This window comes from Larkinella rosea, from assembly GCF_003858635.1.
In the GTDB taxonomy this organism is placed as follows: Bacteria; Bacteroidota; Bacteroidia; order Cytophagales; family Spirosomataceae; genus Larkinella; species Larkinella rosea.
Genome location: NZ_RQJO01000007.1, coordinates 530,463 through 542,960 on the forward strand (window position 1 = coordinate 530,463; position 12,498 = coordinate 542,960).

The 12,498-nt window shown below is 51.4% G+C and carries 11 protein-coding genes; 4 read left to right on the top strand and 7 right to left on the bottom strand.

The window, feature by feature from the left end:
- Positions 1-14 precede the first annotated feature (14 nt).
- The gene (locus EHT25_RS02485; RefSeq protein ID WP_124870136.1) at positions 15-884 is read left to right on the top strand and encodes an alpha/beta hydrolase; all 870 of its coding nucleotides are present in this window, start codon (positions 15-17) and stop codon (positions 882-884) included.
- Positions 885-887: 3 nt separating this feature from the next.
- Here the strand turns inward: EHT25_RS02485 and EHT25_RS02490 are convergent, their stop codons facing one another.
- The 5 genes from EHT25_RS02490 to EHT25_RS02510 all read right to left on the bottom strand — a co-directional run bounded on the left by EHT25_RS02490 (position 888) and on the right by EHT25_RS02510 (position 6,659).
- Positions 888-2,273: a DUF4403 family protein gene (locus EHT25_RS02490; protein WP_124870139.1), complete on the bottom strand. Its 1,386-nt coding sequence runs from the start codon at positions 2,271-2,273 to the stop codon at positions 888-890.
- Between the two features lie 128 nt (positions 2,274-2,401).
- Positions 2,402-2,917: a GreA/GreB family elongation factor gene (locus EHT25_RS02495; RefSeq protein ID WP_124870143.1), complete on the bottom strand. Its 516-nt coding sequence runs from the start codon at positions 2,915-2,917 to the stop codon at positions 2,402-2,404.
- A gap of 142 nt (positions 2,918-3,059) precedes the next feature.
- Positions 3,060-3,863, bottom strand: coding sequence for an acetolactate decarboxylase (gene budA / locus EHT25_RS02500; RefSeq protein WP_124870146.1), 804 nt, complete (start codon positions 3,861-3,863; stop codon positions 3,060-3,062).
- Positions 3,864-3,939: 76 nt separating this feature from the next.
- Positions 3,940-6,084, bottom strand: a complete 2,145-nt coding sequence (locus EHT25_RS02505; protein WP_124870149.1) for a xanthine dehydrogenase family protein molybdopterin-binding subunit — start codon at positions 6,082-6,084, stop codon at positions 3,940-3,942.
- A 116-nt stretch (positions 6,085-6,200) separates the two neighbouring features.
- On the bottom strand, positions 6,201-6,659 hold the full coding sequence (locus tag EHT25_RS02510; RefSeq protein ID WP_124870151.1) for a (2Fe-2S)-binding protein: 459 nt from the start codon (positions 6,657-6,659) through the stop codon (positions 6,201-6,203).
- Between the two features lie 106 nt (positions 6,660-6,765).
- On the opposite strand from EHT25_RS02510, the gene EHT25_RS02515 reads away from it, so the two are divergent.
- The 3 genes from EHT25_RS02515 (at position 6,766) to EHT25_RS02525 (ending at position 9,316) form a co-directional block, all read left to right on the top strand.
- Complete coding sequence (locus EHT25_RS02515) at positions 6,766-7,236, top strand: GNAT family N-acetyltransferase (RefSeq protein WP_221622234.1); 471 nt, start codon at positions 6,766-6,768, stop codon at positions 7,234-7,236.
- 130 nt (positions 7,237-7,366) lie between these two features.
- Positions 7,367-8,263 (top strand): oxygenase MpaB family protein, encoded by an 897-nt coding sequence (locus tag EHT25_RS02520; RefSeq protein ID WP_124870154.1) that lies wholly within the window; start codon positions 7,367-7,369, stop codon positions 8,261-8,263.
- 69 nt (positions 8,264-8,332) lie between these two features.
- The gene (locus EHT25_RS02525; RefSeq protein ID WP_124870158.1) at positions 8,333-9,316 is read left to right on the top strand and encodes a 3-keto-disaccharide hydrolase; all 984 of its coding nucleotides are present in this window, start codon (positions 8,333-8,335) and stop codon (positions 9,314-9,316) included.
- 82 nt (positions 9,317-9,398) lie between these two features.
- Here the strand turns inward: EHT25_RS02525 and EHT25_RS02530 are convergent, their stop codons facing one another.
- Both EHT25_RS02530 and EHT25_RS02535 read right to left on the bottom strand, forming a co-directional pair.
- Positions 9,399-12,044 carry an ABC transporter permease gene (locus EHT25_RS02530; RefSeq protein WP_221622235.1) on the bottom strand — a complete coding sequence of 882 codons (2,646 nt, stop codon included), beginning with the start codon at positions 12,042-12,044 and terminating at the stop codon, positions 9,399-9,401.
- On the bottom strand, positions 12,041-12,376 hold the full coding sequence (locus tag EHT25_RS02535) for a PadR family transcriptional regulator (protein WP_124870162.1): 336 nt from the start codon (positions 12,374-12,376) through the stop codon (positions 12,041-12,043). Before EHT25_RS02535 ends, EHT25_RS02530 begins: the two co-directional genes overlap by 4 nt.
- Positions 12,377-12,498: the final 122 nt, after the last annotated feature.

Below are 12,498 nucleotides of genomic sequence, written 5' to 3' on the forward strand. Positions count from 1 at the left end.
AATCCTCCTGGTTCATGCGGTTTCTCTGGCTCATTTGCCTCCTGTTTTCCCTGCCCGGTTTGGCGCAGGAAAGTAACGTGTTCGACAATCTGACGGTCAAAAGTGCCATTCTCAAAAAAGACAAGAAGTTTGCGTTGTACCTGCCGCCCGGCTACGAAACCTCCCAGCGCAGCTACCCGGTTTTGTACCTGCTCCACGGCGGGGGCGACGACCAAACGGCCTGGCTTCAACAGGGAAATATGCAGAACATTGTGGATAAAGAGATTCGGGAAGGCCGGATTTCGCCCATGATTGTGGTGATGCCGGACGCGGAAATGACGTTTTACCTGAACAGTGTCGCCGGGAAATACCAGTACGAAGACTTTTTCATCAACGAACTGATTCCACACATCGAGAAAACGTACCGTTGCCGGACGGAGAAACGGTTTCGGGCCGTCGCCGGTTTATCGATGGGCGGTTTTGGCTCCCTGCTTTACGCCATGCATCATCCCGACCTGTTTGGTTCCTGCGTGGCATTTAGCGCCGGAGTGCGCACCGATCAGCAGATTCGGGAAATGCCGCATCAGGAATACCTGCGCCGGTACCGCACGTCGATGGGCGAGTTGAAGGAAACCGATAACCGGATTACGGATTTCTGGAACCAGAACAGCATTCTCTACCTGATTCAGAAGATGCCGGAATCGCAGAAAAAAGCCGTCCGGTTTTACCTGGACTGCGGAGATGATGATCTGCTGTTGTACAAAGGCAACGCCGAAATGCACACGCTGATGCGGGATGTAAACATTCCGCACGAATACCGGGTCCGCAACGGTGGCCATACCTGGGAATACTGGCGCACGGGTTTGCCGGACGCGCTGCAGTTCATCAGTCAGAGCTTTTTGTAAGCGTCACAACTTTTTGACTTTAACCGCGACTTTCGATTGCACGTTGATCAGTGCCTGAATCCCATCGGGCCGAATGGCGATTTTACGGGGTGTAAACCGAAATGATTTAATACCTAGATCGGTTTTTTTACCGGTTTCGCCTTTCTTAAATGATTGGGTGATCTTTTGCGGCAATTGTTCAATTTCACCGCCGAGCGAAATGGTCAGAAAGCTCTCTAAGGCTTTGATCAATCCGTTGTGAACCAGTGAATTGGAAACTTTCGAGAGTTCCTGAACGGTTCCGGCGTCAAAGTCCAGATTTTTGACGGACAGCGTATTGGTAGTGGTATCAAACGTTGGTCGTCCGCGCAGGTAAAGCGTTCCGTTCAGTAAACCGCTAACATCCGTTTTAACGATCAACGACCGTTGTCCGCCGTACACCGAGGCATTTTTAACGGTGATGGTCCCGAACAGCAACATCTTTTTTTCTTTGGCTAATGTCCGGGCAATCATTCGGTTGATGTCTTTGTACGGGATAAAACTCAGCAACCGCAAATCAGATGTTTGAGAAACGGTATCGCGTTTCTGCAACTGGGGCAATTTGACCGGTGAATGTTCCGGTTTGGTGGCTTGCAATACGGTTTTTGATTCCAGCGCAATCCGCAAATGCGTCGTAATTTTTTGCTGATCGCCCGTGATTGGACTGGCGGCAACGCTGATGGGTTTGGGCAACAACCAGAGCCCGTACGATTTGTCAATCAAGAGCGGTTTCTGAATGCTGAGCCAGATGGGACCAACCATCCGGTCGAGCCGTAATTCTTTGTAAACCGCTGAATCAATGGCCGATTCAATCGCCGATTGGTGTTTGTCGAGGAGTTTTTTGGCAAAATTGGTCAGCGAAATTTCCTGTCCCAACAGCTTGATTTCCGGTTCTTTGATCCAGTCAAAATTCGTAAACTGCACTTTACTCGCCAGTCGCCAGTTGGATGTAACCGTCAGCGGACTTTGAAAATTGACGTGTAACGAACAGAACGGTTTTTGATCGGCCATTTTCTCGGCGCTCAGGGGTGAATTGATATAGAGACTCAAAGGTGCCGAAAATTTCACCTGCCTGTCGGCATACTGAATCTGAACTGGCCCCGACCGGACGACCCGAAACGGAAAAATGCCTCCTTTTTTTCCGCCCGCTGAACCTTTGCCCACCAAAACCGGGTCGAGTTCCCGGTTGATTTTATCCTGTAACTCGTTAACTGTAAACGTAATCGGACCCGCCAGGTACGAGGTGTCGCGCGGAATTTCCGGATCAAAACCTTCGGCTTTGGGCGCTTGCGGTTTACTTTTTCCGCAATTCGTCAACGAAAACATCAGAAACAGCCCGAGCGGATATAGAAGTAATTTACGTGGGGTCATTCACAAAAAGACCGTAAGAGTGGCCATTCTATAGTAAACGCAGTTCAATTCCGGATGTTTGTGCTGGAATCCATTTTAGCCTCTTTTGTCGGCTTTTCCGAAAAATCGCACCGGACTTGAGGCTACTTTTACTCATATTGGATTGCCAAAATTTCCATGATTTCTTCCCCACCCACTGTCCGCAAGGTTACCACATCGCCAATTCGTTTTCCCTGCATGGCCCGGGCAATCGGGGCGGTGAAGGCGATAAGTCCCTGAGTAGCATCGGCTTCATCGACTCCAACCACCGTAAACCGGTGCTCAGTGCCCGCCGATTTACCCGCTTTAGTCTTCAAAACGACAGTAGCACCAAAGCGTATTTCATCCTGAGGATGTGAATCAACCACTTTTGCGTTCGAAATCCGCTGGTTAAGATTGGCGATTTTTCCGTTCAGCAATGCCAGTTCCCGGCTTCGTTCATTATCGTCACTTCCTTTAGATGTCTGACGGTAAGAGTGCTCCGTCTCCAGGTCGGCAAGTTCGTTGCGCAGCAGGGTGAGGCCCCGGGGTGTCACGTAATTAGGAACACCTGGAGGTAAGGGTGCCCGGGCCGGGATGACAACCGGCGCATCGGCGGTTTCATTTTTAAGGAATGCACTGCTCATCGTTAACTCGTTCAACCAAAACGACTTTGTTTACCTGGCAAAACACCCAGGAAGCTGAAATGTTTTTAGGTTGGTTGAATACCAATTGTACCTGATCCGGCGCAGGTTGGCTGATCGGTCTAAATCCGTACCGACTAGGGGGTTACAGGGTAACCTTCCCAAAATCGGCATTGGTGTTCAATTCCACATAATACCCTTTGGTTCGATCGATTTCAACGGTAATTTGGGTGACCGTGAAGTCGTATACGTGTCCGCCTGACTTGAGGTCGTCGGAAAGATAGTGAAAGTGAAAACCGGGTACATTCACCTTCTCCATATACGTCGGAATCAGAAAACCGACAGCTACTCCGGTTGTATTGGTCAGGTTGAAAATGACCTGCGTTCTGGCCAGATGATCGTTCAGGGTCGGGTACGGTTTTTGGGCGGGTGCGGGCGCGCGGGTGGTCATTTTCGAAAATTGCCCTTTGAGCCGAATGGCGTAGATTTCGTTGACGGGAAGCGCGGCTGCAATTTTCTTCTGAACCTGATCGAGAGTCATGCCGGCCGTTTGAATGGTGAAGCTGGAGTCGGCTTTGAAGAATTTGACGAACGCCAGCGATGTACTATCACGATCGGATACTTCGGAAACTGTACCATTGGAACGAATCCGGTACATTTTTCCCTGATTGATCACCAACTCGCCATCGACCCGGTTGAAGGTGCCAACGCCAAAATCGCCGTGTTTTTTAACCTCTCCAAACGTCAGGTTACCGTCGAAAACGCCCGCCAGCAGCGCGTTGATGATCGAATACTGGTAGAGAAAATCACTGGGAGAGTTGTCGGTGGATGGCGGAGTTTCTTTGGTGGTGCAGCTTTGCGAGCAAAGGGAAAGAAAAAACGTACAGAGGTACCAACCAAAGCGCTTAACCCATCCGGTTTGCCGGAAGGCAGTTGTCAAATCAGGCATAACGGGAATAGAAGTGCGTAGTAAATCTGATTAGGAACGGGATTCAAACGGTTTCGCTCAAATCCCGTTCCACAAATTACGAAACGCCTTTAAAGACTTCGGTTTCCACAAACGGTTGATTATAAAGTCGTTTGCCGGTGGCTTTGAAGATGGCGTTGGCAACGGCCGCGCCTGCCGGTGGGAGCGACGGTTCGCCCAAACCGGTCGGATCGATTTCATTTTTAACGAAATGCACGTCGATTTCCGGTACCTCATTCATTCGAATCAACTTGTAATCGTTGAAATTCTTCTGATCGGGAATCCCGTCTTTGAACGTAATGTTTCCGTACATCGCGTGCCCAATGCCGTCCACGATGCAACCACGCACCTGCTGCTGCGCCCCGCTCTGGTTGATCACCACGCCACAGTCGGCGGCTGAATACACTTTTTTGAGTACCGGTTTTCCTTTCTCCATCACCACTTCGCCGACCTGCGCGACGTAGGAACGGTGCGAGAAATAGACGCTAAAGCCCTGCGCCACGTTTTTGTTTTTGCCCCAGCCCGATTTTTCGGCGGCCAGTTCAATGACGCCCCGCATGCGATCGATGTCGTACGTGATCTTACCGGTCGGTTTTTGTTTGGCTTTGTCCAGTAATTCCAGCCGGAACTGCACCGGATCTTTTCCGGCAGTATGGGCCACTTCGTCCAGAAACGCCTGTTCGGCAAAGGCCAGAAAGTTGGTAATTGGCGCGCGCCAGGGCCCGGTAGTTATGGGCGATTTGTGGTCGACGCTATCGATGAGGAGGTTTTCAACGGCACCTGACGGGAAATTGTCTTCACGGGTGGCGTTTCCGGCGTTGATGCTGGCACCCCGCAGTTTATACCCGATCATATTTCCTTTATCGTCCAACGCGGCTTCGAAGCGGTAACGAACCGCCGGACGGTAAATGCCGCCGGTCATGTCGTCTTCGCGGGTCCACATCACCTTCACTGGCGCATTGACGGCTTTGGAAACCTGAACCGCTTCGATGGCGAAGTCGGTGTTCAGCCGTCGGCCAAAACCGCCCCCCATGCGGGTCAGTTCAAGGGTTACTTTTTCGGGTGGCAAGCCCAGCAACTTAGCCGCCTGATTGCGAGCCGATTCGGGAGTCTGGCTCGGCCCGGCGAGTTCTGCGCTGTCTGCCTTGACGTGGGCGAAGAAGTTCATCGGCTCCAGCGGATTATGAGGCAGGAACGGGCACTGGTACTCCGCTTTAACGACCTTAGCTGCGTTTTTAAAGGCGGTTTCTACGTCGCCGTCTTTCCGTCGCACCGTCGCGTTCGGGCTGTCCAGCATTTCTTTGAAGATGCGGTTGTGGTCGGACGTACTTTCCAGATTGCCGTCTTTTTCCCATTCAATCTTGAGCGCATCTTTTGCCTTTTTGACCTGCCAGGTTGATTTGCCGACAACGGCCACGCTGTTGTTGATCGTCACGACGTGAAGAATTCCCGGCATGGCTTTGGCCGCGGCCGAATCGACCGACTTGATTTTGTAGCCAAAAGCCGGGCGTTGCAGCATTCCGATCAACATGCCTTCGCGGTGAAAATCCAGACCGAAAAGCGGTTTTCCGGTTACTATTTTAGGATTGTCAACGTTCCTGATCGTTTGACCGATCAGGCTGAAATCCTTGATTTCTTTCAGTTTCACGTCCGTCGGAACCGGAATCGTGGCGGCATCGTTGGCCAACTCGCCGTAGCTAAGTTTGCGTTTACTGGCCGTGTGCATCACGTAACCTTTTTGCGTCGAACAATCGGTGGGCGACACGCTCCAGCGTTTGGCGGCTGCATCGATCAGCATGTGCCGGGCGGTGGCTCCGGCCACGCGCAGGCGTTTCCACGAATGCGGAATGGAACCACTGCCCCCGGCCACCTGCCGTTCAAATTTTTTGGTATCGAGCGGTGCCTGCTCCACCACGACGTTCTTCCAGTCGGCGTCGAGTTCTTCCGCAACAATGATCGGAAAGGCGGTTTTGATGCCCTGCCCAACTTCCGGATTGGGCGACAAAATGGTAATAATGCCCTGCGGATTGATGGACAAATAGCTGTTGAAGTCCACACCGGGCGCGGCCGAAGCCGCATTCACCAGAACGGTTGGCTCAGCCGCTTCCGCTTCCGTCCAGTTGAAGCCCAGCATCAGGCCCCCGCCGGTGGCGGCCGCAAGTTTCAGAAAATTCCGGCGGTTATGATTGAGTAGTTTGGTCATGTCGGTTAAAGGTTTTTTTGGTTTACGGTATTCGGTGGCTGACGCATTGCAAATGAAGAATTAACAATGAATGTAATGTGTCAGCTAGCGTAAACCGAATACCGTAAACCGGTAAACTATTTTTTTGTCGCAGCTACTTTCACGGCTTCCCTGATACGGTGGTAGGTGCCGCAGCGGCAGAGATTACCCGACATCGTGGCTTCGATTTCGGCATCGGTTGGGTTGGGTTTGCGTTTGAGCAGAGCGGCCGCCGTCATGATCTGGCCGGCCTGGCAATACCCGCACTGGGCCACATCGACCTCGTCCCAGGCTTTTTGAACCGGGTGATCGCCATTTTTTGACAAGCCTTCGATCGTCGTAACTTTGGAAGCACCGACGGCAGAAACCGGTAACATGCAGGAGCGCGTGGCTTCGCCATTCAGGTGGACGGTGCAGGCTCCGCATTGGGCAATTCCGCAGCCGTATTTGGTGCCGTACAACCCGAGGTTATCGCGCAGAACCCAGAGTAGCGGGGTGTCGGCTTCGGCTTCGGTCTGGTAGCTTTTGCCGTTGATGAGCAGTTTATACAAGGCCATAGTGAAGAAGTGAGTTTGGAATGGAAGCAAATTACAAAAATTAACTGCTTTCGATGCAGAATTAAATCGGATTTGTGCAGATTAGAGGCAGTGAAGTAGTTATCGCATGATGAATCAATTTTCGCACAAACGAACCACCGCGGCAGATCCGGATTTCCTTTCGCTTATCGCGCAACTGGATCAGGACCTGCGGGGGCGTTACCAACCCTATCAGGCTTTCTACGACGGGTTCAACAAAGTGGATGATTCGGCCCGGGTCGTCGTGATTTTGGAAAATGAAAAACCGGTAGGCTGCGGTTGTTTCCGGCCGACGGACGATCCCTTGTGCGTCGAAATCAAACGGATGTTTGTGGCCCACGACCACCGGCGACAAGGCATTGCCGAACGGGTTTTACGGGAGCTGGAAAACTGGGCCTTGGAAGAACGCTATCCTTTTGCGCGGCTGGAAACCGGTAACATGCAATTGGAAGCGGTTGGGCTTTACCTGAAATCCGGCTACCAGCGCATTGAAAATTACGGCCCCTATGCAGGGATGAGTACCAGTATTTGTATGGAAAAGAGGCTGGTTTTTAGTTAAATTTTTGGTGCCGTTCGTACCCACGGACTTTAGTCCGTGATATCTGGCACAACTTCAATAATCTGAAAGGATTGGCATCTTACGGACTTTAGTCCGTGGGTACGAATGGCACCGAAAACCGTTTTTACCGATGAGCGATATAGTGTATAAACGAGTAGCCGGGGTGTTCCGTAATCCGGCGGTTCGGCGGGAGTTGCAGCAACTGGACCCGGAACGGGATTACCAGCGGATGGTGCAGTTGCTGGTGGGCTACGAATTTCCGTTTGATGTGACGCGCGCGCTCGAACTGGCGTTGTTTCACACCTACGCCAGTCCGCGAACCTCGGCGTTGTTGATGCGGACGGGCGAGTTCGAGCGGCACGGCCAGAAGCGGTACGACGACACGAGTATTTTGATTGCGTGGTTCATGCAATACGGTCTGGACACGGAAACCGGCCAGCGGGCCATCACGCACATGAACCGCATTCACGGTTTTTACCAGATTGAGAATGAGGACTTTTTGATGGTGTTGTCTACTTTCATTTTCTATCCCATCCACTGGATCAATCGCTACGGCTGGCGAAAACTGACGCCGGGCGAGGAGCGGGCCTTCTTTCTCTTTTTCCGGGAAGTGGGGCAGCTGATGAACCTGACGAACATCCCACCGACGCTCGAAGACTTACGGACGTTTACGGACAAGTACGAAGCGGAACATTTCCGGTATGCCGAGAGCAACCGGCGAATCGCCGACGCAACGGTTCGGATTGTGGAAGGCTGGTTTCCAAAACCGCTGCGGTTTGCGGTGCAACCGGTTTTTGCAGCCTTGATCAACGACAAACTCCGGGAAGCATTCGGCTATCAAAAACCGGCGGCCTGGTTCTGCGGACTGCTGGAAGGCTCGTTTTGGCTCCGGAAATGGCCTTTGCGCTGGATCACCTTTAAACCGTATCCGACGCTGGTGGAAAACACCGGACACCGCAGTTACAAAACCGGTCTGCCCGCCGTGGAGGAATTGGGACCAACCAGGCTGATTTCCAAAAAACAGTGACTACTGGAGTGTGAGTAGACTCAAGGCGGTTTTTTCTTATGGCAGCGTCCCCTTTAAGTTTCATAACACATGGCATCGTTCTTTCATAAGTTATTTCGCGGAATCAAGCAGAGAAAAAAAGAGGTTAGCGGAGTCTCTCTGCTAACCTCCGCTAACCTCCGCTTAGCTCTGCGATATAGCCTTTTTTCACTCGTTTTCCACCCCGCTTTTGCCCAGAAGAAGGACCCCAATAAAGAAGAATGGATTTCGCTTTTTAACGGGAAAGACCTGAGTGGCTGGGATATCAAAGTGGCCGGTGAAGACCTGAATGTCAACTACAAAAATACGTTTCGGGCAGAAGACGGCATGATTCGGATCATGTACGACCAGTACAAAACGTTCGATAACAAATACGGCCACATCTATTACAAAGACCCGTATTCCTATTACATTTTGAAATTCGACTACCGGTTTCTGGGTGATCAGGTGCCGGGTGGCGCGTCCTGGAACGTGCGCAACAGCGGAGTCATGATCCATTCCCAATCAGCAAAAAGTTTGACCAAAGACCAGGATTTTCCGATTTCGCTGGAGATTCAGACGCTGGGCGGTTTGGGTAAGGGCGTGCGCCATACGGCCAATCTTTGCACACCCGGGACCATCGTCGAAATGGGTGGAAAAGTGATTCCAGATCACTGCATCGATTCGCAATCGAAAACCTACGACGGCGATCAGTGGGTGAGTGTAACGGCTGTCGTGCTGGGCGACTCCATCATCCACCACATCATCGAAGGGGATACGGTTTTGACGTACGAGAAGACGAAAGTGGGGGGCGGTTACATCAGCAAGCAGAACGATTTTGCCTCCGGCCACGTCGGAAACCCGGATTATTGGCTGAAACGCGACAACACGCCCCTGAAGGAAGGTTACATCGCCCTGCAAAGCGAAAGCCACGCCATCGACTTCAAAAACATCGAACTCCTGAATCTCAAAGGCTGCATGGTGCCAGGTGCCCTGAACTACAAGTCGTACTATCGGGTAGCGGATAACTCGAAATGTGAGTTTAAGAAGAGGTAAAGAGTTAGCGCGGAGTAAAAAAGAGTTAAGCAGAGACTCCGTTTAACTCTTTTTTACTCCGCTCAACTCCGCGAAACCTTTTTTATTCACTCTTCAACACCTTCGCCGGGTTACTTCGTGCAGCTTTCAACGTCTGCGAGCCGATGAGCAGGAACGCCAGCGCCATCACCACCAGCACACTGATTACCAGCTCAATAACGCCTATCGGCTGGTGATACTCGAATTTGGTCAGTACATACTGATCGAAGAAAATGTACGTAACCGGCAGCGCAACCAGTGTCGCGATAAGCAATAGCAGTAGAAATCCTTTGCTCAGGTGGAAAATCAAGCCGCTTTCGGTAGCGCCCAACACCTTCCGGATGCTGATTTCCTTGAGCCGGGTTTCCGTCGTGAAAACCACCATACCGAACAGGCCCATCGACGCAATGCAGATGGCGAGGAAGGTGATGAAACCAATTACTTTCACCATGACCTCAAACTGCTTGTAGGCTTCTTCAATCTGGTCGTCGTAGAACGCGGCTTTGAGCGGATGGATTTTATCGATTTTCTGCCAGGCCGCTTCGATGCTCGACAAAGCCGCCGGGTAATCTTCGGATTTGATGCCCACGTTCAGGTTGCCCCCGGTTTCTTCGGATGAATACCGGAAAACCGTCGGCTCGATTTTATGATCCATCGTTCCGTAATGAAAATCTTTTAAAACCCCCACGATCGTCAGTGGTTTATTGTCCAGAACAACCTGTTTGCCAACGGCTTCGGCCGGGTTGCGCTCGGCAATGTGAAAGCGTTTCAGAACCTGCTCGTTCACAATGACTTCCGTTTCGTTGCCGCTGGTCGGACGGTTTTTGAAATTGGTTCCGGCCAGAAACCGGTGCTTGTGGAGGGGAATGTAGTTTTCATCGACAAAATTGAGCCACACCATCGCCGAATCCTGCACACCATGGCCTTTGTATTTCAACTGCGTTCCGTAAAGACTTCCCAGACTGGTAATCATCCGCGAGGTTGCAATCTGACTCACTGCCGGAATTTCGGCCAGCTCCTTTTTCAGCAGCGAACTTTTGTTGCCCTGCATCCGGATGTTCAGGATGTTTTCGGTGGTAAAACCCAGGTCGAACGAGAGAAAACCGCGGTATTGTTTGTAACCGATCAGCGTAGTTGTGATAAATATTAACGAGAACGTATACTGGACGACAATCAGGGTCTTGCGCATGTTGACATGCCGGAAAACCTTCAAAGAAGATGCGTCTTTCATGGCCTGAATCGCCTGAATCCGGGAATAAAAAAGGGCGGGTAAAAAACCGGCTCCTAACCCCACTACCAACGCCAGCAGCAGAAAATAAAGAATCAGCATCGGCGATAACTCCAGGGAAACGATGTCGGCCAGTTGGGGCGCCAGCGCCATGAACTGACTGCGCAGGATCAGAAACAGAAGAAACGAAAAAACCAGCGCCATAACCGAAATAATAACCGATTCGGCCATAAATTGACCTAAAACGTGGTTTTTCAGTGCACCGATTACTTTACGAATGCCGACTTCCCGCGATCGGCGCATCGACCGCGCAATGGAAAGGTTGGTGTAATTGAAACAGGCCGAAAGGATGACGACGAAAGCGAGTCCAATCAGGATCCAGGCTACCGGTTGGGGAATGTTGACGCCAATCTCATTGGATAACCGTTCGCTGAAAACGATTTTATCCATCGGCTGAAGCGAGAGATCAATTTTCTGGCGATCCAACGTTGCATTTTCGGCGGTGCTGATCCGGTCGAGACCCGCCTGGATGGCGGCTAAGTTGGCATTTTCGGGCAGCGTGAGATACACATAATTCTGGTAAATATTATTCCAGTCCATGACACCGCCGTCCGAATCAGCTTTTTGTCCGAGCATCGACGACAGCGAAACCAGGGCTTCAAACCGGATGTGCGACAGTTTGGGAATGTCTTTCAGAACGCCGGTCACCGTGTAATTGACGGTATCGAAGCGCACGGTTTTTCCCAGCGCTTCCGTTTCACCGAATAATTTGTGGGCGGTTTTTTCGGTAACAACAAGTGAATACGGTTCTTTCAGGGCCGTAGCCGGATTTCCTTTGAGCATCGGGAAGGTAAAAATCTTTAAAAACGACGGATCAGCCCAGGTTGCCTCCAGCGGAATGATGGTTTCATCGTTGACTTTCGCATCGCTGTAAAAACCCCGGCGTATCAGGGTTACATCCTCAACACCCGGAATGGTTTCCCGAATTTTGTAGCCCGCTTTCAGCGAGGTCGAAGCAAAATTCATGATGTTGTGCTCCGCCGACTCATGGCGGGTCAACAGGCGGTAGATTCGGTGTCTCTTTTCGTGGAACAGGTCGTAGGAAAACAGATCGGTCAGGAAGGCGATGACCAGCAGGCCAACGGACATGCTGACGGCCAGCCCGATGATGTTGATGGCCGAGAATAATTTGTTGCGCACCAGACTGCGCCGGGAGGTTTTGAGGTAGCTGCCGAGCATGAGCCAATGAATGAAAAGGTTGATAAATTCAGGTTTGCGGATGGTATAGGGTCGGAAAAACTTCAGGGCGTCGAGCATGTAAATCCAGCGGGCGTGCCGGATGCCTTTGGTTTTCAGATTGCGTTCAAAATATTCGTTCATGTCGCCTTCCAAATCTTCGAGCAGGTCGCGCCGGCAATACCAGCGCAACAGCGTCCGAGCCCAGCGGGGCGGTTGGGGCGGTTTTTGCGCCGATGTTTTCATACCGAGCCTTCCAGATTAAAACCGGGTATGACACGCCACAAGGCTTCGCGAACCTCTTTAGACCGCGTCAGGGCAACTTTCCCCGCGTGCGATACTTCATAAAACCGTTTGCGTTTGCCACCGCGCTCGCTGGTGGCTTCGCCCATGCGGCTTTTCACCAAACCTTTTTCCTCCAGCCGGTTCAAAACCGCATGCACCACGCCCAGCTTGGCCACCCGGCCGGTGTATTTTTCAAGTTCGTCGCAAATGGCCACGCTGTAGGCGTCATTCACCAATGCCGCGATCGTGAGCAACACCAGTTCTTCAAATTCGCCCAGATTCGTTCCTTTCATGGGTTATCAACTACCGGTTTTTGATTTTCATTAATTCATCAAATGTATGTAAAATAGAATTGTTAATTCACTATATGTATGTAAAATAATTTGATGGGCAGCCCGTCGGGCTTTTGCGGTCG